The organism is Mycobacterium sp. URHB0044 (assembly GCF_000620625.1).
In the GTDB taxonomy this organism is placed as follows: domain Bacteria; phylum Actinomycetota; class Actinomycetes; order Mycobacteriales; family Mycobacteriaceae; genus Mycobacterium.
Genome location: NZ_JIAW01000003.1, coordinates 378,297 through 400,823, shown reverse-complemented (window position 1 = coordinate 400,823; position 22,527 = coordinate 378,297). Strand labels below are relative to the sequence as shown.

23 protein-coding genes are annotated in these 22,527 nt (G+C 67.5%); 10 read left to right on the top strand and 13 right to left on the bottom strand.

From position 1 onward, the window contains the following. Window positions 1-17 precede the first annotated feature (17 nt). Entirely contained in the window at window positions 18-392 is a 375-nt protein-coding gene (locus N536_RS0108705; RefSeq protein ID WP_029113264.1) for a hypothetical protein, read from the bottom strand. A 151-nt stretch (window positions 393-543) separates the two neighbouring features. After that, the gene (locus N536_RS0108700; RefSeq protein WP_029113263.1) at window positions 544-888 is read right to left on the bottom strand and encodes a hypothetical protein; all 345 of its coding nucleotides are present in this window, start codon (window positions 886-888) and stop codon (window positions 544-546) included. Window positions 889-1,164: 276 nt separating this feature from the next. Between N536_RS0108700 and N536_RS0108695 the strand changes: the two genes are divergently transcribed. Next, window positions 1,165-2,004, top strand: a complete 840-nt coding sequence (locus N536_RS0108695) for an SDR family oxidoreductase (RefSeq protein WP_029113262.1) — start codon at window positions 1,165-1,167, stop codon at window positions 2,002-2,004. On the opposite strand, the gene N536_RS0108690 is transcribed toward N536_RS0108695, so the two are convergent. Next, complete coding sequence (locus N536_RS0108690) at window positions 2,001-2,891, bottom strand: NAD(P)-dependent oxidoreductase (RefSeq protein WP_029113261.1); 891 nt, start codon at window positions 2,889-2,891, stop codon at window positions 2,001-2,003. The genes N536_RS0108695 and N536_RS0108690 overlap by 4 nt on opposite strands. Before the next feature lie 36 nt (window positions 2,892-2,927). Here N536_RS0108690 and N536_RS0108685 point away from each other — a divergent pair, with 36 nt between their 5' ends. After that, window positions 2,928-3,362 (top strand): YdeI/OmpD-associated family protein, encoded by a 435-nt coding sequence (locus N536_RS0108685; RefSeq protein ID WP_029113260.1) that lies wholly within the window; start codon window positions 2,928-2,930, stop codon window positions 3,360-3,362. A gap of 3 nt (window positions 3,363-3,365) precedes the next feature. On the opposite strand, the gene N536_RS0108680 is transcribed toward N536_RS0108685, so the two are convergent. The 6 genes from N536_RS0108680 to N536_RS37795 all read right to left on the bottom strand — a co-directional run bounded on the left by N536_RS0108680 (window position 3,366) and on the right by N536_RS37795 (window position 9,375). Continuing rightward, window positions 3,366-3,698, bottom strand: a complete 333-nt coding sequence (locus N536_RS0108680) for a DUF732 domain-containing protein (protein ID WP_029113259.1) — start codon at window positions 3,696-3,698, stop codon at window positions 3,366-3,368. A gap of 91 nt (window positions 3,699-3,789) precedes the next feature. Further along, the gene (locus N536_RS0108675; RefSeq protein WP_029113258.1) at window positions 3,790-4,266 is read right to left on the bottom strand and encodes a (2Fe-2S)-binding protein; all 477 of its coding nucleotides are present in this window, start codon (window positions 4,264-4,266) and stop codon (window positions 3,790-3,792) included. Continuing rightward, on the bottom strand, window positions 4,259-5,140 hold the full coding sequence (locus N536_RS0108670; RefSeq protein WP_029113257.1) for a xanthine dehydrogenase family protein subunit M: 882 nt from the start codon (window positions 5,138-5,140) through the stop codon (window positions 4,259-4,261). Before N536_RS0108670 ends, N536_RS0108675 begins: the two co-directional genes overlap by 8 nt. Before the next feature lie 15 nt (window positions 5,141-5,155). Then, window positions 5,156-5,773, bottom strand: a complete 618-nt coding sequence (locus N536_RS37800) for an SRPBCC family protein (protein ID WP_051574329.1) — start codon at window positions 5,771-5,773, stop codon at window positions 5,156-5,158. A gap of 2 nt (window positions 5,774-5,775) precedes the next feature. Continuing rightward, window positions 5,776-8,106: a xanthine dehydrogenase family protein molybdopterin-binding subunit gene (locus tag N536_RS0108660; protein WP_029113256.1), complete on the bottom strand. Its 2,331-nt coding sequence runs from the start codon at window positions 8,104-8,106 to the stop codon at window positions 5,776-5,778. Window positions 8,107-8,217: 111 nt separating this feature from the next. After that, a complete protein-coding gene (locus tag N536_RS37795; RefSeq protein ID WP_051574328.1) occupies window positions 8,218-9,375 on the bottom strand; it encodes an XdhC family protein in 1,158 nt (385 codons plus the stop codon). A 106-nt stretch (window positions 9,376-9,481) separates the two neighbouring features. On the opposite strand from N536_RS37795, the gene N536_RS0108650 reads away from it, so the two are divergent. The 5 genes from N536_RS0108650 to N536_RS0108630 all read left to right on the top strand — a co-directional run bounded on the left by N536_RS0108650 (window position 9,482) and on the right by N536_RS0108630 (window position 14,774). Beyond that, a complete protein-coding gene (locus N536_RS0108650) occupies window positions 9,482-10,489 on the top strand; it encodes a VWA domain-containing protein (protein WP_029113255.1) in 1,008 nt (335 codons plus the stop codon). Between the two features lie 30 nt (window positions 10,490-10,519). Further along, on the top strand, window positions 10,520-11,392 hold the full coding sequence (locus tag N536_RS0108645; protein ID WP_231514454.1) for a DKNYY domain-containing protein: 873 nt from the start codon (window positions 10,520-10,522) through the stop codon (window positions 11,390-11,392). Window positions 11,393-11,468: 76 nt separating this feature from the next. Continuing rightward, window positions 11,469-11,885 carry a Fur family transcriptional regulator gene (locus tag N536_RS0108640; RefSeq protein ID WP_197040096.1) on the top strand — a complete coding sequence of 139 codons (417 nt, stop codon included), beginning with the start codon at window positions 11,469-11,471 and terminating at the stop codon, window positions 11,883-11,885. 48 nt (window positions 11,886-11,933) lie between these two features. Beyond that, window positions 11,934-14,165, top strand: a complete 2,232-nt coding sequence (gene katG, locus N536_RS0108635) for a catalase/peroxidase HPI (RefSeq protein WP_029113252.1) — start codon at window positions 11,934-11,936, stop codon at window positions 14,163-14,165. A 171-nt stretch (window positions 14,166-14,336) separates the two neighbouring features. Then, window positions 14,337-14,774, top strand: a complete 438-nt coding sequence (locus tag N536_RS0108630) for a hypothetical protein (RefSeq protein WP_029113251.1) — start codon at window positions 14,337-14,339, stop codon at window positions 14,772-14,774. Between the two features lie 4 nt (window positions 14,775-14,778). Here the strand turns inward: N536_RS0108630 and N536_RS37790 are convergent, their stop codons facing one another. Beyond that, the gene (locus N536_RS37790) at window positions 14,779-15,291 is read right to left on the bottom strand and encodes a hypothetical protein (protein WP_036435784.1); all 513 of its coding nucleotides are present in this window, start codon (window positions 15,289-15,291) and stop codon (window positions 14,779-14,781) included. Window positions 15,292-15,299: 8 nt separating this feature from the next. After that, window positions 15,300-16,736 (bottom strand): DUF4185 domain-containing protein, encoded by a 1,437-nt coding sequence (locus N536_RS0108620; protein ID WP_369798398.1) that lies wholly within the window; start codon window positions 16,734-16,736, stop codon window positions 15,300-15,302. On the opposite strand from N536_RS0108620, the gene N536_RS43495 reads away from it, so the two are divergent. After that, window positions 16,699-17,346: a hypothetical protein gene (locus tag N536_RS43495; RefSeq protein ID WP_369798397.1), complete on the top strand. Its 648-nt coding sequence runs from the start codon at window positions 16,699-16,701 to the stop codon at window positions 17,344-17,346. The two genes, N536_RS0108620 and N536_RS43495, sit on opposite strands and share 38 nt — an antisense overlap. A 240-nt stretch (window positions 17,347-17,586) precedes the next feature. Here N536_RS43495 and N536_RS0108615 read toward each other — a convergent pair whose 3' ends face one another. Continuing rightward, window positions 17,587-17,964, bottom strand: coding sequence for a hypothetical protein (locus tag N536_RS0108615; RefSeq protein WP_029113249.1), 378 nt, complete (start codon window positions 17,962-17,964; stop codon window positions 17,587-17,589). A gap of 175 nt (window positions 17,965-18,139) precedes the next feature. After that, window positions 18,140-18,826 carry a PAS and ANTAR domain-containing protein gene (locus N536_RS0108610; RefSeq protein ID WP_029113248.1) on the bottom strand — a complete coding sequence of 229 codons (687 nt, stop codon included), beginning with the start codon at window positions 18,824-18,826 and terminating at the stop codon, window positions 18,140-18,142. Between the two features lie 139 nt (window positions 18,827-18,965). On the opposite strand from N536_RS0108610, the gene N536_RS0108605 reads away from it, so the two are divergent. Further along, window positions 18,966-19,700 (top strand): cutinase family protein, encoded by a 735-nt coding sequence (locus N536_RS0108605; protein WP_081809104.1) that lies wholly within the window; start codon window positions 18,966-18,968, stop codon window positions 19,698-19,700. A 341-nt stretch (window positions 19,701-20,041) separates the two neighbouring features. After that, the gene (ponA2, locus tag N536_RS0108600) at window positions 20,042-22,516 is read left to right on the top strand and encodes a transglycosylase/D,D-transpeptidase PonA2 (protein WP_029113246.1); all 2,475 of its coding nucleotides are present in this window, start codon (window positions 20,042-20,044) and stop codon (window positions 22,514-22,516) included. The last annotated feature ends 11 nt before the right edge of the window (window positions 22,517-22,527 follow it).

The window sequence follows — 22,527 nt, the reverse complement described above, 5'->3', positions numbered from 1 at the left end:
AGCGCCGCCTACGTTTACTAGCCGACGCTTCCCGTGCTGCCAGTGACGGTCGGGCTGCTGCCGACGGTCGATTCGGGCTGCACGAACGCGGGTGCATCCTCGGCAAGGCCGATGCATTGGCCGGAGTTGCGCCCGGTGCACGGCACGCCGCTGATCTCCGGGATGTCGGGGTTGGCGGCATCGGTGGTGAAGGGAGAGGGCGAGCTCGGCACGGTGTGCGGGATGCACATGTCCGTGTACAGGTCCTCTTCCTCGCCCGCGGGGCACGAAGCGACGGACGTGCCGGGGTTTGCCGGCACGGCGAACGCGGCAACCGCGGGAGCCGCGGCGACGGCAAGCGCGAATCCGCCGGCCAGGATCAGTCGTCGGGCTGAGATCTCGTAGATCGCCATCGTCACGCTTTCTGTCGTAATTGACCGTCTCGTCGGGAGGATTGTATGGAACCTGAAAGGAATCTGCATGGGTTCCACCAGTTCCCTGAGAACTGGTCTCGTCGACTTGCGGCGAGTGTGATCTTGATCTAAGCGGTGCCAGCCCCGGCGATTACGGGCTGGAGCTCACCGAGGAGTGCGGCACCGGCATGGGGCCTGCCGACTGCTCCTCCTCGGAGAGGCCGATGCACTGGCCGGAGTTGCCGCCGCTGCACGGGATGCCGTCGACCGAGGGCAGTCCGCCCGGAGAGGACTGGAACTCAGGCGAATTGGGCACCATCTCGGGTGTGCACTCGCCGGTGTAGATGTCCTCGGTCTCGCCATTGGGGCATGCGGCGATGGACGGTGCGGTGGCGGCGGGCACGGTGAAGGCGGCGACCGCAGGCGCCGCGGCGATCGCCACGGCAAACCCTCCGGCAAGGATCAGTCGTCGTGCTGAGAACTCAAGGGTCGCCATCGTCACGCTTTCTGTTGTGTTGACCGACTCGACTTGGAATCAGCTGATTGCCAGCCGATTACCTCCCCGAGGATACGCGGAGAGTAGGCGAAACATCGGTCGAACACCACTTGGATTGGTGCGTTCGTCCCAATTCTGTGAGGCCACTGCCAGCGCCCTGTGGCATTGCTGGATGACGCCTCGGGCGGAATTCCGTCGAGCAACGCGTCGGGCGTGGTTCGATGACGAGAACGTGTTCCAGTTTTGTGATCATTCGAACTACTCGAAGGGGCAGCGGTGCAGCTTTCGTTGGCGGAACGGACCATCCTCGTCACTGGCGGTGGCAGTGGGATAGGCAAGGGCGTGGCGGCAGCGGTGGTGGCCGCGGGCGGCAACGCGATGATCGTGGGGCGCAACGCCGATCGGCTGTCCGCCGCCGCGGACGACATCACGGCGGGCGCTGGCGACGGCTCCGGTTCGGTGCGCTACGAACCCGCCGACGTCACCAACGAGGACGAGGTCGCCGCGGTCGTGGAGGCCACCACCGCGTGGCATGGCCAGTTGCACGGCGTCGTGCACTGCGCGGGCGGGTCGGAGACCATCGGACCGATTACCCAGGTCGACTCCGACGCGTGGCGGCGCACCATCGACCTGAACGTCAACGGCAGCATGTACGTGCTCAAGCACAGCGCCCGTGAATTGGTGCGGGGCGGGGGCGGCTCGTTCATCGGCATCTCGTCCATCGCCGCCAGCAACACCCACCGGTGGTTCGGCGCCTACGGCGTCGGCAAGTCCGCGCTCGATCACCTGATGATGCTGGCGGCCGACGAGCTGGGTGCCTCCTGGGTGCGGGTCAACTGCATCCGGCCGGGGCTCATTCGCACGGATATGGTTGCGCCCATTCTGGATTCGCCGGAGATCAGCGGCGACTACGCCAGCTGCACCCCGTTGCCGCGGCCCGGTGAGGTCGAGGACATCGCCAACACCGCGGTGTTCCTGCTCAGCGATCTGTCCGGCTGGATCACCGGCCAGGTGATCAATGTCGATGGCGGACACGGCCTGCGGCGCGGGCCCGACATGTCGGCGATGCTCGAGCCGGTGTTCGGCGCCGACGCGCTGCGCGGCGTGGTGGGTTAACCGACAGGGCTCTTGCCGCCGGCCTCCCATGCGCTCAACGCGCCGACGGCCGACCAGTCCAACTCCCCGCCGCCGTGCGCCAACAGGGTGAGGAAGCGGTCGCGCAGCAGGCTGGCGATGGGAAGCGGCACTTGCAGATCCTCGCCGGCTTCCAGCGCCAACCGCACGTCCTTGAGTCCGAGCGTCGCCGCGAAGCCCGCCGGTTCGAACTCGTCGCGGGCGATCATGCCGCCATACGTCTGGTAGACGGGTGCCCCGAACAGCGTCGAAGTGAGTAACTCGAGGTACTGCGACTTGTCGACCCCGGCCTTGCCGACGAGTGCCATCGCCTCGCCGAGCGACTCGATGACCGAGGCGATGAGGAAGTTGCCGCTGAGTTTCACCAGGCTGGCCGCCTTGGGGTCGTCGGACACCACGAAGGTGCGCTGGCCGATCGCATCGAACACCGGTGAAACCGCTTGCAGCACCGCATCTTCAGCGGCGGCGACGACGAACAGCTTCGCGGCTGCGGCCGCCTCGGGCCTGCCGAACACCGGCGCCGCGACGAACCGCTGCCCGGCATCGGCGTGGGCGGCGCTCAGGCGGGTGGCGAGCGCCACGCTGATCGTCGAGCACGACACGTGGACCGCCGCTGCGGGCAGTGTCGCGAGGATGCCGCCAGCGCCGAAGGTGACGGCCTCGACGGCCTCGTCGTTGGCGAGCATCGAGATCACGACAGAACCGCCGCAGGCCTCGGCGACGGTGCGGGCGGGCCGCGCGCCTCGTGCGGCGAGCGCTTCGACCTTGTCCTGGGAGCGGTTGTAGGCGGTCACGTGATGTCCGGCCTTGAGCAGATTGGCGGCCATTCCGGCGCCCATGTTGCCCAGTCCGATGAATCCGATGTCCATGCTTCACTTCTACGCCGGCTGGTTGAGAATGACCCGGTGAGGTTCTCCACCACGATGTTGCAGACCGGAAACAACACCGGAATCGAGGTGCCCGCAGACGTCGTGGAGGCGCTCGGAGCGGGCAAGCGACCGCCGGTCGTGGTCACGGTGAACGGCTACGAATACCGCTCGACGATCGCCCCGATGGGCGGGAAGTACCTGATCCCGTTCAGCGCCGAGCGGCGCGGCGAGTCGTGCATCGGCGGCGGTGATGCCATCGACGTCGAACTGGAGCTGGACACCGCGCCGCGGGTCGTCGAGGTGCCCGCGGATCTGCGGGCGGCGCTCGACGAAGCGCCGGAAACGGCGGCGGCGTGGGAGAAGCTGTCCTTCAGTCACCAAAAGGCCCATGTCACATCGGTGTTGGGAGCCAAGGCGGCCGAGACCCGGGCGCGCCGGATCGCCGCCGTCGTCGCGAAGCTTGGCGGCTAAAGCCTACTTCGGCGTCTTGTCGCGGCAGTAGGCGTACACGGCCACCCCGGCGAAGGCAGTGACGTCGTCAACCGACCACTTCGTGGCGTTCTTGACGTGGAGCAAGGCGTCGTTCACCGTGCCGCCGCGGTGCAGCAGGTCGCAGGTGGAGTGGGCGAGGGCGATGGCGGATCGGTCGGTTTCGACCCGGACGCCCTTCTCCCGAATCGCGTTGAGGAACGCCTGGTCGAGTTGCTCGTCTTGAGGATCGGCGTACGCAGGGGCGGCGACGGTCGTCAGGCCCGTTCCGATTGCCATGGCGACGACGACCGCAGCCACGATGTTCTTCGATCTCATCTGTCTCCCCTGTCACGGACAACGCAGGGGCCCACAATACGCCAGCAAACCCGATATGACCATCGGAGCACGTCGATCAGGCGCTGGCAAATCAGCTGCGCATCGTCTCCGCGGCGCGGTGCACTGCATTCACGATGCCCTGATAGCCGGTGCAGCGGCAGAAGTTGCCGGACAGTCCCTCACGAATCTCCGCATCGGAGGGTTGCGGGTTGTCCCGCAGCAGCGCCGTGATGGACGTGACGAAGCCGGGCGTGCAGAACCCGCACTGCAGGCCGTGGCAGTCCCGCATGGCGGCCTGCACCGGCGACAGTTCACCGTCGGGTGAGGCGATGCCCTCGACGGTGGTCACCTCCTGGCCGTCCACCTGGACGGCGAAGATGAGGCACGACCGCACCGCCTGACCGTCGAGCAGCACCGTGCACGCGCCGCACGCACCGTGCTCGCATCCGAGGTGGGTCCCGGTCAGTCCGCACTTCTCGCGCAGGAAGTCGGCGAGCGTGACGCGCGGCTCGACGACGCCCTCGTAGGCGCGTCCGTTGACCGAAACCGCAACTGGCAGTTCATGCATCGCGCACCTCCGTGGATTCGACGGCCTGGGTCCAGGCCCGCGCCACCATCGCCGCACCGACCCTGGTGCGGTAGGACGCGGATCCCTGTAGGTCGGACGGCACGTCCTCGAGTCCCGACATGGCCAGCGTGCCGACCTCTGCGGCGGTGACGTCGGTGACGGGCCTGCCGATGACGGCGTCCTCGGCGGGCGTGGCCCGCTTCGGGGTGGAACCGAGGCCCAGCAGGCCGATGCCGCACCGTGTCACCCGGTCGTCGTCGTCGAGTTCGACGGCCACCGTGGCGCCGGCGATCGCGAAATCGCCGTGGCGGCGGGCGAATTCCTGGACGCCGAAACCGCAGCGGCCGGACCAGACCGGGAAGCGGACGGCCACCAGGATCTCGTCGGGCGCCAGTGCGGTCTCCCACAATCCGGTGAAGAACTCCGCTGCCGGGATGCGCCTGCGCCCACGGGCCGACTCGGCCTCGATGGACGCGTCGAGTGCCAGTGCCACCGCGGCGTACTCCGCGGCGGGGTCGGCGTGGGCGATCGCACCGCCGAGCGTGCCCCGGGTGCGGATCTGGAAGTGCCCGATGTGCGGTGTGGCCAGGGTCAGCAGCGGCACGGAGTCGGCCACCTCGTCGTCCATGCCGACGAAGGCATGCGGGGTGGCCGCCCCGACGCGGATCTCGTCGCCCTCGAGATCGATGCCCTGAAGTTCGCTCACCCGCGAGACGTCGATGAGGTTGTCGAAGAACGTCAGCCGCATGGCCAGCATCGGTACCAGGCTCTGCCCGCCTGCCAGGATCTTCGCGTCGTCGCCGTACTGGCCGAGCAACCCCACCGCTTCGGCGACGGTGTCGGGGCGGTGGTAGGCGAAGTTCGCCGCTTTCACGATTGAGCCTTCACTTCACGCCCGCCTACCCAGCAGGTAGCCGACGGCGCCGGCCGCCACCGCAGCGGCCACCACCGGCGCGGCGCGTTTGGCGATGGGCACGGCCATCACCTTGACGAGGTTCACGGAGTCTCCGGCGGTGGAGGGCTCGGTGAGTTGGGTTGCCGCCGAGACGGTTTCACCGGGTGCGCCGCCGAGCAGGTCGGCCTCCAGCCGCTTGGCGAACTGGCCGATCAGGTTGGCCGCGACGTCGGCGAGCACACCCCTGCCGAACTGCGCGGCCTTGCCGGAGATGGTCAGGTCGGTGGTGATGACCACGGTGGTGGCGTCACCCTCGTCCTTGAGCTGTGCGGTGACGACGGCTGCCGCGTTGCCGTTGCCGCGGGTCTCCTTGCCATTGGCCCTGAGCACCATGCGCTGGGCGGTGGCGTCCTTCTCCTGGAAGGCCGCTTCGCCCTGGTAGGACACGGTGATCGGGCCGACCTTGACCTTGACCGCGCCGGTGAACTGGTCGCCGTCGACCGAGAGCAGCGTGGCGCCAGGCAGGCAGGGAGCGACGCGCGAGACGTCGGTGAGCACCTCCCACGTCTTCGCCGCGGGCACCGCGACCCGGAATTCGTTGTGCAGCTCCACGTCTAGTGGTCCTTTCCCTCGATCAGTTCGACGATGTGCGCGGGGCTGGCGGGCAGCTGCGTGATCGTCACGCCGAGCGGTGCCAGCGCGTCGTTGATGGCGTTGATGACGGCAGGCGTCGACCCGATGGCGCCGCCCTCGCCCGCGCCCTTGTAACCACCGATGCCGGGGCCGGGGATCTCGACGTGGCCGAATTCGATGGCGGGCACCTCGGTGGCCGTCGGCAGCAGGTAGTCGACGAACGTCGACGCGAGTGGGTTGCCGTCGGCGTCGTAGGCGAGGTTCTCCAGCAGCGCACCCCCGATGCCCTGGACAGTGCCACCGGCGACCTGGCCTTCGACGACGTTGGGGTTGATCATCGGCCCGACGTCCTCGCTGACGATGTAGCGGGTCAGCGTGACGTGGCCGGTTTCCACGTCCACCTCGCACGTGCAGGCGTGAGTGGCGTTGGCCCAGTGCACGAATTCCTTCGAGGTGAACTGAGCGGTTGCCTCCAGGGTGGCCGCCATGCCGGGCGCGAGCTGCTGCGGCTCGTAGTAGGCGCGATAGGCCAGGTCGGCGAAGCTCACGCTCTTGTCGGGGGCCGACGTGGCCGTCGCGCGCGAGCCGGCGAGTTCGATGTCGGACTCCTCGACGCCGAGATAGTGCGCGGCCATCGCCACGACCCGCCCGCGCAGGATGCTGCCTGCCTCGTCGACCGCGCCTGCCGTCATCGGCCCGCTGCGGCTGCCCTGGGTGCCTGCGCCGTACGGCGTCACCGCGGTGTCGCCCTGGATGGTCGCGACGTCGTCGATGTCTGCGCCGAGTGCGTCGGCGGTGAGTTGGACGACGGTGGTCTCGATGCTGTTGCCGCTCGACCCTCCGTTGACGTAGACGTTGATCTTGCCCGTCGCCTCCATGCGGATGCGCGCGCCCTCGGTGGCCATGAAGCCCTGCGCGGACGCGGTCGGTTCGATGTAGGCCGAGAAGCCCAGCCCGAGATACCGTCCCTGCGCCAGGGCATCCGCCTGTTCCTTGCGGAACCCCTCGTGGTCGAGGATCTTCACGGCCTGCTCGAACGTGTCGGCCGGGGCAACGTGGTCATACGGCATGCCGTTGGCGTTGAAGTAGGGCATCTCGTCGCCGCGCAGGATGTTGATCCGTCGCAGCTCGACGGGGTCCATGCCCATCTTTCGCGCGGCGCAGTCGAGAAGTATTTCGCGCGTGAGGGTTTCGTATTGCCAGGGTCCGCGGTAGGCGTGCAGGCCCGCGGTGTTCGAGAACACCGTCTTGTACGAGAAGCTGGCCTTGGGTACGCGGTAGGGGCCGGGGAAGAACATGCCGATGGCCGCCGTGGTCAACACGGGGTAGGGCGTCGGATAGGCCCCGACGTCCTGCGCGAAGTCGATGTCGGCAGCCAGGATTCGGCCGTCGGCGTCGAACGCCATCCGCGCGGTGCCGTCGACGTGCCGGGACTGCCCCGCCGACATGAGGTTCTCGCGGCGGTCCTCGATCCACTTCAGCGCGCCGGGCACCTTGCGGGCGGCCAGCAGGATGCACATGTCCTCCCGCATCGGGACGACCTTCTGGCCGAACCCGCCGCCGGTGTCGCGCATGATGACCCGAACGCCGTTGGCGGGGATGCCGAGCAGACGCGCGCTGAACGCGCGAAGTTCGTGCGGCGTCTGCGAGGACGCCCAGATGGTGAGTTCCTCACTGGCAGAAGACCACTCGACGACCATGCCGCGGGTCTCGATCGGCACGGGCACGTACATCTGTTGGTAGACGTGCTCGGAGACGACGTGTGCCGCGCTGGCGAAGACCTCTTCGTCGGGTGGCGCGCCCGCCATGCCGCCCGCGTTGTTGTCGGGGTAGGCGTCGTGCACGGTGACGTCGGACTCGAGTGCGGTGCGGAAGTCGGCGACCGCGGGCAGCGGGTCGTAGTCGACGTCCACCAGGTCGACGGCGTCCTCGGCGAGGTAGCGGCTGTCGGCCACCACCAGCGCCACCGGATCGCCGACGAACTTCACCTCGGCCTCGGCCAGTGGTGGGCGCGGCGTGTCGGGCATGTCCTTGCCTACGACGGCGTGCCAGGCCTCTCGGACGTCGGGATTGAGATCCGCCGCGGTGAACACGGCGTGGATGCCGGGCAGGGCCAGCGCCGCGGACGCGTCGATCGCGTTGATCCTGGCGTGCGCGAACGGGCTGCGCACGAAGCAGGCGTGCAGCATGCCCGGCCGGACGACGTCGTCGACGAAGGTTCCGCGTCCGGTCAGCAGCCGGTTGTCCTCCACGCGGGCTACCCGGGTGCCCGCATAGCGGGCGGTGACGGCGGACTGCGTGGTGGCGGTCACGGCGTGAGATCCCCCTCGATCACTTTCGCGTGTAAGTGGCGGTCGTCACAACACTTCGCGAGTGTCGTTATCGTACACAGAGAAGGCGTGTGGCAAAAAGGGAGAGTGGCGTTATCGCACGTCGGAGGTGGTGGCCGGGGCGATCTCAACGGCGTCGTGGTGGATTCGGGAGTCGATCGCAGTCAACGGACGGCCTCCGCCGCCCCACCGCCGGGCGATGATCTCGGCGACGATCGACACCGCTGTCTCCTCGGGCGTGCGGGCGCCGAGGTCGAGCCCGATGGGACTGGACAGCACGCTGGTCTCGGCCTCGGTGAGGCCCACCGCGTGCAGCCGGTCGAGACGGTCGAGGTGCGTCTGGCGCGACCCCATCGCCCCGACGTACCCAACCCGCGGCAGCCGCAGCGCCACCTCGAGGACCGGCACGTCGAACTTCGGGTCGTGGGTGAGCACGCAGATCACGGTCCGCGCGTCGATCTCGCCGACGGCCTGCTGCCCGGCGAGGTAGCGGTCGGGCCAGTCGACGACCACTTCGTCCGCGGCCGGAAAGCGGGCGGGCGTCGCGAACACCGGACGCGCGTCGCACACCGTGACGCGATAACCGAGCAGGGCGGCCTGACGGGTGAGCGCGGCGGCGAAGTCGATGGCGCCGAAGACGATCATCCGGGGCCGCGGCGCATGGCCTGCGACGAAGACCTCCATGCCCTCGCCCTGACGTTCGCCGTCGGGACCGTAGGTGAGCACGCCGGTGCGTCCGGCGGCGAGCAGGCCGCGGGCATCGTCGGCCACCGCGTCGTCCGCGCGGGCTGAACCGAGGGAGCCGTCGGCGCTGGACTCGCCGATGACGAGGCGGCGGCCCACCCGGTCGGCGTCGGGGTGGGCGATGACCGTGGCCACCGCGACCGGGCGGTGCATGGCGATGTCGTCTGCCACCGCGTCCAACTGCGGGAAGGACGTCCGCGACACCGGCTCGGCGAAGATGTCGATGATGCCGCCGCAAGTCAGGCCGACGGCGAACGCGTCGTCGTCGGTGATGCCGTAGCGCTGCAGCTGGGGCCGTCCCGTCTGCACGACCTCGCCGGCCAGCTCGTAGACCGCGGCCTCCACGCAACCGCCCGACACCGAGCCGGCCACCGATCCGTCGGGGGAGACCACCATGGCGGCGCCCGGCGCGCGGGGTGCGGACTTCATGGTGCGCACCACGGTGGCCAGGCCGGCCGTACCGCCGGCGCGCCACACCGCCAGCAGCTCGTCGAGAACGTCACGCACAGCTGAAGTCTATGTTCCGCGGTCAGCGACCCGCTGTGCGAGTGCCCAGCGGTGCACCTTTGTACCCTCGGCTCTAGGGTCAACGTGGCTCGGCGAAGGGACACCAGTGAATCTGCCCGTCTTGGGGCCAATGCCGCTGTCGGCGTTCGCGCATGCGTGGTTCTTCTTGTTCCTCATCCCCGTCGCGGGTCTGGTCTTGCTCTACCTCGGCGTGCTGCGGTCCCGCCGGCAGCGGCTGTCACGGTTCGCCGACTCCGAGATGATCGTCAGCGTCTCGCCGCAGCGCGCCAGCCGGTGGCGCCACCTGCCTGCCGTTCTGCTGGCGCTCGCCCTGGTGTTCCTCACCATCGCGATGGCGGGACCGTCGCTGGACCGCAAGATTCCCCGCAACCGCGCGGTCGTCATGCTCGTCATGGACGTGTCGACGTCGATGGACGCCACCGACGTGCCGCCCAGTCGGATGAAGGCCGCGCAGGAGGCTGCCAAGAAGTTCGCAGGCGATCTGACGGCGGGCGTCAACCTCGGCCTGATCTCGTTCGCCGCAAATCCCACGATGCTGAGCTCGCCGACCACCAACCACGACGCCACCAAGATCGCCATCGACAAGATGCAGGTCTCCGAACGGACCGCGACTGGTGAGGCGATCTTCGCTGCGCTGCAAGCGATCTCGACCGTCGGCGCGGTGATCGGTGGGGGTGACACGCCGCCGCCCGCGCGCATCATCCTGTTCTCCGACGGCAAGGAGACCAGCCCGTCGAACCCGAACAACCCGCGCGGAGCGTTCACGGCGGCACGCGCCGCGCACGATCAGGGCATCCCGATCTCGACCATCACGTTCGGCACGCCCGACGGCACCGTCACCGTCGACGGCAGCCAGGTGCCGGTGCCCGTCGACGACACCACGATGAAGCAGGTCGCGCAGCTCTCCGGGGGCACCGCCTATTCGGCGTCCGACCTCAAGCAGCTCGAGGACGTCTACAAGTCACTGCAGGACCAGATCGGCTACGAGACGGTCCGCGGCGAGGCAAGCGCGGGTTGGCTGCGGCTTGGCGTTGCGGTCCTCGCGCTCTCGGCCATCGCGGCGCTGGTGATCAACCGGCGGATGCCGGTCTGAGTTCGGGGAGTTTGCCGGTACCGTTTGCCCATGCTGCGCAAGGTGGTCCTCGGCCTGTGCGTTGCGGCGCTGGCGCTTTTGCCGGCATGTAGCCGTGACCGCACGCCCAACTCACTGTTCGACACCGCCGGCTATCACGTCAAGGGCGACACCGTCTACTACCTGAACGCGTTCCCCGGCAAGGCATTTCAGATCGACGGCGCCGACGCCGGCTCGTTCGAGGTGTTCGACCAGACCTTCGCGCGCGATCGGTCCAACGTCTACCTCAACGGTTACGTGCTGCCCGGCGCCGACGCGGCCAGCTTCCAGCCGCTCGATCGTCCGGGCTGGGCCAAGGACGCCCATCACGTCTACCTGCGCGACGCGCCGATCAGCGACGACCCAGCCCACTTCGACTTGCTCGACGGCAATCTCGCGAAGGACGCCGCAGCGGTGTACTGGTCCGACGGCAGTGTGTTGTCACGCGACCCCGCGCACTTCGCGATCGTCTCCAACGTCGACCACTACCTGTTCACCAAGGACGGCGACACCGTCCACGTCAACGGAAGCCCGATCGACGGGGCGGACCCGGCCACGTTCCGCGTGCTCGGCGGCGCCTACGCGACCGACGGTCCGAGCGTCTTCTACTTCACCGACCGGATTGCGGGCGCCGACGCGGTGGCGTTGCGTCCGCTCGAGGGCCCGTATGCCGGCGACGGGAAGCGCGTGTACTGGATGGGCAAGCCGATCGACGGTGCCGATCCGGCGACCTTCCGCGTGCTCAACGCCGACTTCGAGTGTTCGGCCGATGCGCGGAACGCCTACTACCGGCAGACCGTGATCGCCGGGGCGGACCCGCGGTCGTTCCCGCCCGGCCGTGCGGTGACGAACTGCTCGGAGACGTCGATCAGCTTCGCGAACTAGGCCCGAAGTTATTCTTGACTGATTCCAGAAAAGGGGCCAGACTACGGACGTGGCTTCCCACGCAGACTTCCGGCAGATGTTGCAGGAGGCCACTCTGCGCGTCACCCGTCCAAGGGTCGCGGTGCTCAGCGCCGTGTACGCGCATCCGCACGCCGACACCGACTCGATCATCCGTGCCGTGCGCAGCGACCTGCCCGAGGTGTCACACCAGACCGTCTACGACTCGCTCAGCGCGCTGACGGCCGCGGGATTGGTGCGACGCATCCAGCCATCGGGCTCCGTGGCTCGCTACGAATCGCGGGTCGGCGACAACCACCACCACGTCGTGTGCCGGACGTGCGGTGTCATCGCCGACGTCGACTGCGCCGTCGGAGAGGCGCCCTGCCTCACCCCTTCCGATGACGAGGGCCTCTTGGAGGGCTTCGCCATCGACGAGGCCGAGGTCACCTACTGGGGTCTGTGCCCCGACTGTTCCACCGCCCGAAGTTCCTGATTATCAACGTGATTGCAGCCCGCATCACTCAACTCCGGAAGGAATGTTGTGACATCCGATAGCCGCCCGCCCGCCCCCGAGGCACCGACCCACAGCAAGAGCGAGAGCGAAAACCCGGCACTCGCCTCCCCGACGCCCAAGGCGCATCGGCCCCTGACGAACCGGGACTGGTGGCCGGAGCAGGTCGACCTGTCCGTGCTGAAGAAGCATGCGCCGCAGGCGAACCCGCTGGGTGAGGACTTCGACTACGCAGAAGAGTTCAAGAAGCTCGACGTCGAGGCCCTCAAGCAGGACGTGTTCGAGGTCATGACGAACTCGCAGGACTGGTGGCCCGCCGACTATGGCCACTACGGTCCGTTCTTCATCCGGATGAGCTGGCACGCCGCCGGTACCTACCGCATCGCCGACGGCCGCGGTGGCGGCGGCGAGGGCGCTCAGCGCTTCGCCCCGCTCAACAGCTGGCCCGACAACGGCAACCTGGACAAGGCGCGCCGGCTGCTCTGGCCGGTCAAGCAGAAGTACGGCAAGAAGATCTCGTGGGCCGACCTGCTGGTGTTCGCGGGCAACGCCGCCATCGAGCACATGGGCCTGCCGACCTTCGGCTTCGCGTTCGGCCGCGAGGACATCTGGGAGCCCGAGGAGATCCTCTTCGGTGAGGAAGAAACCTGGTTGGGCACCGACAAGCGGTACTCCGGTGAGCGCGAGCTCGCGAACCCCTACGGCGCGACGACCATGGGTCTGATCTACGTGAATCCGGAAGGCCCGGAAGGCAAGCCGGATCCGATCGCCGCCGCCATCGACATCCGCGAGACCTTCGGCCGGATGGCGATGAACGACGAGGAGACCGCCGCGCTGATCGTCGGCGGCCACACCTTCGGCAAGACCCACGGTGCGGGCGACGCCGACCTCGTGGGGGCCGAGCCCGAAGGCTGCCCGCTCGAATACCAGGGCCTCGGCTGGAAGAGCTCGTACGGCACCGGCGTCGGCAAGGACGCGATCACCAGCGGCCTCGAGGTGGTCTGGACGCCCACTCCGACCAAGTGGGACAACAGCTTCCTGGAGACCCTCTACGGCTACGAGTGGGAGCTCACCAAGAGCCCGGCCGGCGCGTGGCAGTTCACCGCGAAGGACGGGGCGGGCGCGGGCACCATTCCCGACCCGTTCGACGGGCCGGGTCGTGCACCGACCATGCTGGTGACCGACATCTCGATGCGGGAGAGCCCCATCTACGCCGACATCACGCGGCGCTGGCTGGACCACCCGGAAGAGCTCTCCGAGGCGTTCGCCAAGGCGTGGTACAAGCTGCTGCACCGCGACATGGGACCCGTGTCGAGTTACCTCGGCCCGTGGGTTCCCGAGCCGCAGCTGTGGCAGGACCCCGTCCCTGCCGTCGACCACGAGTTGATCGGCGAGCAGGACATCGCAGCGCTGAAGGCCAAGGTCCTCGAGTCGGGACTCTCGGTAGCCCAGCTCGCGTCCACCGCGTGGGCGTCGGCGGCCAGCTTCCGCGGCACCGACAAGCGCGGCGGCGCCAACGGTGCGCGGATTCGCCTTGCGCCGCAGAAGGATTGGGAAGTCAACCAGCCGGCCGAACTGGCCAAGGTGCTCCCAGCCCTCGAGAAGATCCAGCAGGACTTCAACGGTTCGGCGTCCGGCGGCAAGAAGGTTTCGCTTGCCGACCTGATCGTGCTGGCCGGTTCCGCAGCGGTGGAGAAGGCGGCCAAGGATGCCGGCTTCGACGTCACGGTGCCCTTCGCGCCGGGACGTACGGATGCCTCGCAGGAGCAGACCGACGTCGAGTCGTTCGAGGTGCTCGAACTGCAGGCGGACGGCTTCCGCAACTACCAGCGCGCCGGGATGAAGACGCCGGCGGAGCACCTGCTGGTGGACCGGGCCTACATGTTGAACCTGACGGCACCGGAGATGACGGTTCTGGTCGGCGGCCTGCGTGCTCTCGGCACCAACTACGGCCAGACCAAGCACGGCGTCTTCACCGACAAGCCCGGCGCGTTGACCAACGACTTCTTCGTGAACCTGCTCGACATGGCCACGGAGTGGAAGGTGTCGGAGTCGGCGGAGAACGTGTACGAGGGACGGGACCGCGCCTCGGGTGCGCCCAAGTGGACCGCCACCGGGGCCGACCTGGTGTTCGGTTCGAACTCGATCCTGCGTTCCCTTGCCGAGGTCTACGCCGCCGACGACGCGAAGGAGAAGTTCGTGAACGACTTCGTCGCGGCGTGGGTCAAGGTGATGAACAACGACAGGTTCGATCTGTCCTGACCTGATCGCAGCCCCACGCGGCACCCCGCGAGCCACCCCGGCTCGCGGGGTGTCGTGCGTTTGGCGTCAGTTCGAAGTGTCGGTGGAAAAAGTGAGGGAATCGGCGTTGGCGACTGCTCCTAACAGGTGAACGCGGCACACGTCCGCGGTGAACCCACAAGAGGAGACATCATGTCCGCCACCACCAACCGCGCCGCTGCCAAGATCGTCCTGGGAGCGGCAGCCGCTGCGATCGGCGTGATGGCGTTGGCCCCCGCCGCTCAGGCCGCCCCGATGACGTTCGCGCAGGCGTGCGCCGTCACGCACGGCTGGGTGGCGACCGTCGTCGGCGCCGGTATCGAGGAGTGCCACTGGCAGGATCCGAACACCGGAAACGAGTGGATCGAGACCAGCCCGATCGGCGCACCCGCCGTGTCCGCAAGCGGTACCACCTTCGGACAGGCCTGCGTCATCACGCACGGCTGGGTGGCGACCGTCGTCGCCGCCGGCATCGAGGAATGCCACTGGCAGGAGAAGTACACCGGCAACGAGCACGTCATCTCGAACCCGCTGCCCAAGAAGAAGCTGCCGGTGCAGAACACCACAGTGCCTTCGCGGCAAGTGCGCTGACCGACTACCAGCCGGACCCGGGACCTGAATCGCCCTGATCCACCTTCTGCCACAGGCAGTTTCCACTCATCTCGATGGTGACCAGGGTGGGGACCACCTCAAGGGACAGCGGTTGTCCGGGCTCGCCCTCTGCCGTTCCCGCGGGTGCGACGATCGGAGCCCCGCGCACTACGGCGGTTTGCGTGGCAGCACAGCGGCTTTCGCCGTCGAGGGGAGTGGCGGTCCAGGCGCCCGACAGCAGCGTGGGGTTGGCCCGGCCCTGTCCGTGCAGTGTCATGACGGGTCCGTAGCTGACCCATCGGTCACTGATCGGATACGGGTTGTCGACGGGTTCCCAGCGCCCGGGCTGGGCGCACTGAAGAGGCGTCTTGGTGTCGGCAGGCCACGTCAACGCGCCGACCAAGCTTGCCGCGCACGCCGTACCAGGCTGTGGCACAGCGGGTTCGGCGCTTGCCGGGCCGGGTGAGGATAGTAGCGTCGCAGCCACGGCGACGACGATCGCGGACGAGCGCAGCACGGTGTGCCCTACACCTTGGTGAGGTCGGTCTTCATGAGCATCACGTTGTACTCCGACCACAGCGAGAGGTTCCAGTACAGGTCGTTGCCGGTACCCATCGTCGACGACGACCACGGGTGCATCATCGGCGCGTAGATGCCGCCGGGCTGCTGCGGCAACAGCACCTTCGCCGTCGACCACTTGCCCTGCGGGCTGTCCGACGTCCGCATCACGATGTTGTTGAACTGGTCGCCGTAGAGCACGACGTACTTGTTCAACTGCTTGTTGAACTGAACGGACATCTCGCTGACCTGGTTACCGGGATTGGCGACGCCGCAGGCGCCCTGATCCTGGCCGAACACCGGTGTCGCGGCGGCGGGATTGTTCTTGTGCCAGCCTGCGGCGGTGGCGCCCCAGCCGAACCACCCGCCGGTGGTGCCCTTGCTGTAGTACTCGTACTTGCTCACGTCCAGGATGTCCTTCTCCAGGACCCGCGACACATACGCCGCTCCCTGCCGCCCATTCGGTGTGCCGTAGTTGTACACGTAGCCGTCACCCGGCCGGACGAACGCACCCTGCTGGAAGTTCTGGTTGCCGGTCCACGGCTGGTTGTAGCGGACGGAAGTCGGTGCCACCGTCCAGTTCTCGCCGTTGTCGACCGAGTAGGCGATCGCCGAGTAGTTCGTGGTCCAGCTGCCCGGGGCGCCCCAGTTCGTCACCGACATGAAGTTGACGTACTGGGTCACCCCGAACCTGGTGCCGGGGGTGGGCAGCGAGATGCCCGCCGTCGGGATCAGGGTGATGCCCGCAGGCAGGCCGTCGGGATGGATGATCTGGCGAGCGAACGTCGGATTGCCGAGAGGTGTGCCGCCGAACATGTTGCCGTTGAACCACTCTCCGTTGGGAATGGTCATCCCGTCGGACAGCACGGTGTCGGCGCTGCGCAGCAGCACGTTGAAGCGCCACGCGCCGGTCATGTTGTCGCCGCTGAACGTGTCGCCGAACGCCATCAGGATCTGGTGTTCGTTGTACGGCGTCGACGGGTCGTCCTGCATGCCGTTGTCCCACATGACGCCGACGTCGGTCCCCGCGATGCCGAACCGGGTCAACGTGTCCGCGATCAGCGGATTGCCGGTCTGGTAGTCGCCGGTGACCCACTGCACGAACTGCGTCGACGGGCTGAGTTGCGCGCCCGGCGTCGGGAAGGCGGGCACGTTGATCGCGCTGAGTGCCAGCGGCGCCGCGGCAAGAGCGAGGCTGGTGGTCGTCTGCGTGGCCGCGAGCGCGACGTTCGACGCGGGGCTGCCGCCCAACGACGCGACCAAGTCGTCGAATTCCCGCCGGACGAAGGCGAGCATCGTCCACGCCAGCGGCGGCTGGGCAGGCGTCGTCGGAGCAGCGCCCGCCAGTGGGCCGAGTGCCCAGCCGATGACACTGGACACGACGCCGGTGACCACGTCGGCCACGGTCTGCAGCGGATTGGCGGGGGCGTGGGTTGGGGCGGTCACGGTCACCGCGGGGGAGTCGACGGTTCTGTTCACCGCCGACGCGGTGGCGAGGCTGAGCGCTGAAACGGTGTGCGCCGCGACGGTGTCCGCCGGTCGGCTGGCGGTGGTGGCCGCCGCGCGGGCCTGGGTCGTCGCCGTGGCCGGCGGCGTGGACGGTTCGTCGGTTGGCCTGTTCGGCGTGCTGGTGCTGCGTTGGGGCTTGGGTTCGGGTGACGGTTTGGCGTCGTTGGTCGGCGTCGGCTTCGGGGTGGCCGTGGGTTCCGGAGTGGCGGTCTCCGTGGGCGCGGGATCGGCCGTCTCGGCGGTGCTGGTGGCACCGGTCGTGCCCGTCGTGGTCTGCGCGCTCACCACGACGCCCGACGGCAGGGTGCTGGTGGTCGTATTGGAGGTGGTCGTCTTCGTCGATGTCGTGGTCGATGTCGTCGTGGCGCCGGGCTCCGTCGGTTCCGACGCGGTCGGCGCGGTCGGTTCCGGTTGCGCATCCGCAGTTGGGGCAGTGCCCGTCGACTGCACGCTTTCGGTCGACGAGTTGGCGGGTGGCGCATCGTCGGCCACGGCCACGCCGTGACTGGTGGCGATCGCCGTGCCCACCCCCAGTGCGACGGCCAGGCGACCGACACGACCTACGTAGGAAGCTGCTCCCATGCTGAAACCCCTCTGTGCTGCCAGTAGCCGCCCCCGTCAATATGGCCATTCAATCTCAGCAGCCACGGCGTCGCGGAGCAAATCGCGAAAATGCCTCATAGCTCCCATCCGAATCATGATCATGGGGTTTTGACCTTGATTCGGTGCGATGGGACATCGCCAGCTATGTCGAGGGCGTGCCCTCGTCGAGGCGTGTCAGGGCGTCTTCGTAGAGCTCGATGGCGTCGGCTAGGCCGTTGTTCACCCAGGCGTCCACGATCCCGACCCGGTCGGCGACCAACTGAACCTGGGTGACCCAGCGCCCGAATTCGGCGTCGTTGCGCAGCGCGTCGATCTGCGTTTGGGTGCCCTGAATCAGGATGAAGCCACCCAGTTCCGTGCTCTGCGGCTTGAGGATCGCGGCATCGAAGCGTTCGATCCGTTGTTCCTGCTTCAGGCGCTCGAGGTAGTCCGTGGTGGTGTGTTTGAGGAGATCGAGGGCCTGCCGTTCACGCCCGCGGGCCGGGATACCCCATGCCACCCAGAACCCCGCTTCAGCCATGGCCTTCCTCCTTCGTCCAGACGCTGCGCACGCTACTGAGATTGCGCGCGCCGCACATGGGTAACACGTTCAATGAGTGGGAGACGTCGGTTGGCTGCCACCGACCTCCCACGAGGAGGCCGTTGGGAGCAACCCTGTGTTGAGAACACAGCGCAGCCCGCGGCCGCCGCACCCTCTATGCCGTTGGGTCTATCCGCTTGTGCACGGTCATGAGAGTGGAGTCGTACACCGTGCGCGGCTGCAGCCCCTCGATCTTCGCGAGCGCGACGAATTCGTCGGTCAGCTGCTGTGCCAATGGCCGCAGCTTGGTATTCGTGTCCTGTGAGCGCCAGCGCAACAGCTGGAACGCGAGCTCTTCGGTGATGCCGTACACCATCATCAACATGCCCTTGGCCTGTTCGATCACGGCGCGGTTCTCGGCGATTTCGATCACCGCCTCGGTGATCGCCTCCTGTGCGTCGCGGTCTTGGGATTCGGTGATGTCGATGTAGAAGCCGTGGGTGCCGACCACCGAGTCGTCGTCGTGCATGAGGTCGCCGACGACCACCACCGAATGCTCTTCCCCGTGGGTGTCGATGATGCGGTGGCGCGTGCTGAAGGGCTGGCGGGTGACCAGTATGTCCTCGAGCGTCGCGGCGACCTGCTGGCGGTCATCGGGATGCTTGTGTGACAGGACCAGTTCGGTCGTGGGCTCGACGGTGCCGACCTCGTAGCCGTGCATCCGCTGGACTTCGGCGGACCATTCCCAGCGCTCGGAGTCGAAGTAGAAGCGGAACCACCCGACGCGCTGCGGAACGCCTCCGACCAGCGCCTGCTCCAGCAGGTCGGGATCGGCTTGGTCGTCGGGCAACTGTTCAGCCACAGCTGAAGACTAAACCGCCACCTCGTGAGGGGCGCGCGGCTCAGATGATCGGGTCATCGCCAGCGGGTGCGCGGTCCCCGAGGGCAGCCGGTGGATCGTGGTCTGACGACATGGCTGCGGTGAAGCCTGCCCGTTCGGCATGCTGTTCGTCGTCGAGGCGATTCGGGTCGCCCGGTTCGGGGTAGAGGGGAGCGTGGTCGAAGTGAGGTCGTTCGGTGTGGCACTGGCAGTGGCATGGGCCGCACTGTTCTGCGCACCCCTGCCCAGCGCATCCGCCCAGCCGTGTCCCGACATCGAGGTGGTCTTCGCGCGCGGTACCAACGAACCGCCAGGTCTCGGCTGGGTAGGCCAGGCGTTCGTCGATTCACTGCGCGCGCAGGCGGGCCAGAGGACGGTCGGGCAGTATCCGGTCAACTACCCGGCGAGCGGCGATTTCGGCAGCCCGGACTTCCCCCGAACCGTCGCGGACGGGATCAGGGACGCGATCTTTCGGGTCCAGTTCATGTCGACGGAGTGTCCCAACACCAGGATGGTGCTCGGCGGCTACTCCCAAGGGGCGGTGGTGGCCGAATTCGTTCCCGCCGAGGTCATTCCGAATGGCGTAGCCGCCTCGTCCGAACCCACGCCGCTGCCCCCGGAGGCCGCCGACCACGTCGCCGCAGTCGCTCTGTTCGGGAAGCCGAACGGTCAGTTCCTGCAGAAGTACGGCGCGCCACCGGTCGTCATCGAACCGCCGTTGGCCGACAGGGTCGTCTCGTTGTGCGCACTCGGTGATCCAGTCTGTGGCGAAGGCGGCGACGACGCGGCGCACGGGTTGTACGTCGTCAATGGACAAGTCAACGAGGGCGCGGCTTTCGCAGCCAGTCGGCTCTGACTCAGTCGGTTTGGGGGATTCGTGATTGACACGCCGCAAACCCGGCTATCCCCTATCTGAGCCCGCCGCTACTGGCCGGATCGACGCATCCAGCTCAGGCGGTGGGTTCAGCGAATCCCCCGGCGTGGGATCCGCTACGGGTTTCCGCATGTGGGGTCGGGGGATTCGCCCTCGCAGGGGACGGTGCCCGGCTTCGCTGCTTCGTCGTCTGCGAATGCCACCGATATGTCGCTGAGCTGAGCGCAGATCATCGTCGCGGTGCTGCGCGCTTAGAGTCTCGTTCTGGCTTCAGGTTTCGCGGTTGCACCGATTTCGAGCGGCGCCGCGAATAACCTGGATGCATGTCGGAGGGGCGGCCGATTTCGGGGTCCATCTACAAGCTGGCTGGCTGCTGTGTGATGGCCGGAATGTTGGTGGCAGCGCTACTGTTCCCGTTGGTCGGCGGCCTCGGGTTGATGTCGAATCGCGCCGCGGACGTGGTCGCCAACGGCTCCGCTCAGCTGCTCCAGGGTGACATCCCACAGGTGTCGACAATGGTTGACTCCGAAGGTAATCCGATCGCGTGGATTTACAGCCAGCGCCGGTTCGAGGTGCCGACCGATCAGATCGCGAACACGATGAAGTTGGCGATCGTGTCGATCGAGGACAAGCGGTTCGCCGAGCACAACGGTGTGGACTGGCCGGGCACGATGACCGGACTGACGGGGTACCTGCGGGGTGACCTCGACACGCGGGGTGGCTCGACGATCGAGCAGCAGTACGTCAAGAACTACCAGTTGCTGGTGACGGCCCAGACCGCTGCGCAGAGGCGCGCGGCTGTCGCCCCCACTCCGGCGCGCAAGCTGCGTGAGATCAGGATGGCGCTGACGCTCGATACGACATTCAGTAAGGCCGAGATTCTGACGCGTTACCTCAACTTGGTGTATTTCGGGAACGGCGCGTTCGGCATCCAGGACGCGGCGCAGACCTACTTCGGCATTGATGCCTCGCAGCTGAATTGGCAGCAGGCCGCGCTGTTGGCCGGAGTGGTGCAGTCGACGAGTCTGCTCGATCCGTATACGAATCCACAAGGTGCGTTGGAGCGGCGAAACGTCGTGTTGGGCACCATGATTGCCAATCTTCCTCAGTATGCCGATGAGCTGCGTGCCGCAAAGGCCGCGCCACTGGGCGTGTTGCCTCAACCGAACCAGCTTCCTGGTGGCTGCATCGCAGCTGGCGACCGTGGCTTCTTTTGCGACTATGCCCTCGAGTACCTGGCCCGGGCCGGCATCAGCAGGGATCAAGTGGCCCGCGGCGGCTATCTGATTCGCACGACGCTAGAACCGAAGGTGCAGACGTCCGTCAAGTCGGCGATCGACGAATTCGCCAGACCGACGCTCGACAGCGTCGCCAGCGTGATGAGCGTGATCAAGCCCGGCAAGGACGCGCATCGAATCATGGCGATGGCCAGCAACCGAACCTATGGCCTTAACGGTGACGCCCGGGAGTCGGTGCAGCCGTTGCCGTTCTCGCTCATCGGCGACGGGGCGGGCTCGATCTTCAAGATCTTCACCACCGCGGCGGCGCTCGACATGGGCATGGGTATCGATGCTCAGCTGCAGGTGCCCGGCTCGTTCCAGGCCAAGGGGCTCGGCAGCAGCGAGACGCCAGGCTGCCCGAAGGAGACGTGGTGTGTGAAGAACGCGGGCAACTACCGCGGCTCCATGAATGTCACCGACGCGCTTGCCGCCTCGCCGAACACGGCGTTCGCGAAGCTGATTCAACAGGTGGGTGTTACCCGTGCGGTCGACATGGCGGTGCGGCTAGGACTTCGGTCCTACGCGCTTCCCGGAACGGCACGGGCCTATGACCCCGAAAGCAACGAGAGCTTGGCCGACTTCATCAAGCGACAGAACATCGGCTCGTTCACGCTGGGCCCGTTCCAGCTCAATGCGCTCGAGCTGTCCAATGTGGCGGCGACGCTGGCATCGGGCGGCGTGTGGTGCCCGCCGAGCCCGATCGACAAGATCATCGACCGCCACGGCAACGAGGTGCCGTTCACGAGCCAGCCCTGCGATCAAGCGGTGCCCACGGGACTGGCGAACACCTTCGCGAACGCGTTGAGCAAGGACGCGTCGAGCCCGGGCACTGCGGCCGGCGCCGCGGCTTCGGTCGGCTGGGATCTGCCGATGTCGGGCAAGACCGGCACGACCGAATCGCATCGGTCGGCCGGATTCGTGGGATTCACGAACCATTACGCGGGGGCCGTATACGTCTTCGACGACTCGAGCAGTCCAGGGGGAATCTGTTCCTTTCCATTGCGCAAGTGCTACGACGGCGACTTGTTCGGCGGTAGCGAACCCGCCCGGACATGGTTCGAGGCGATGAAGCCGATCGCGACGGACTTCGGTGACGTGCGTCTGCCGCCGACGGATCCCCGCTATGTCGAGGGCGCGCCGGGTGGCCGCGTGCCCACGGTGTCCGGCTTGAAATTGGATGCCGCGCGGCAGCGCTTGCTGGACGCCGGTTTTCGGGTTGCTGATCAGGCAACGCCCGTGAACAGCGGCGCGCCGTACGGATACGTGGTCGGTACCACCCCGACTGGCCAGACCATGCCCGGGTCGATCATCACGATCAACATCAGTAACGGCACTCCTCCGCCGCCCCCGCCACCGCCGGAGCCCCCACCAGGAGCGTCGCCCCCGTTCGGCACGACGGTGGTTGAGATTCCGGGGCTGCCGCCGATCACGGTGCCACTGCTCGGGCCGCCGCCGCCTGAGCCGCCGCCACCCGCCGAGCCGCCACCACTTCCGCCACCACCGCCGCCTCCGCCGTGACGTCGACGTTC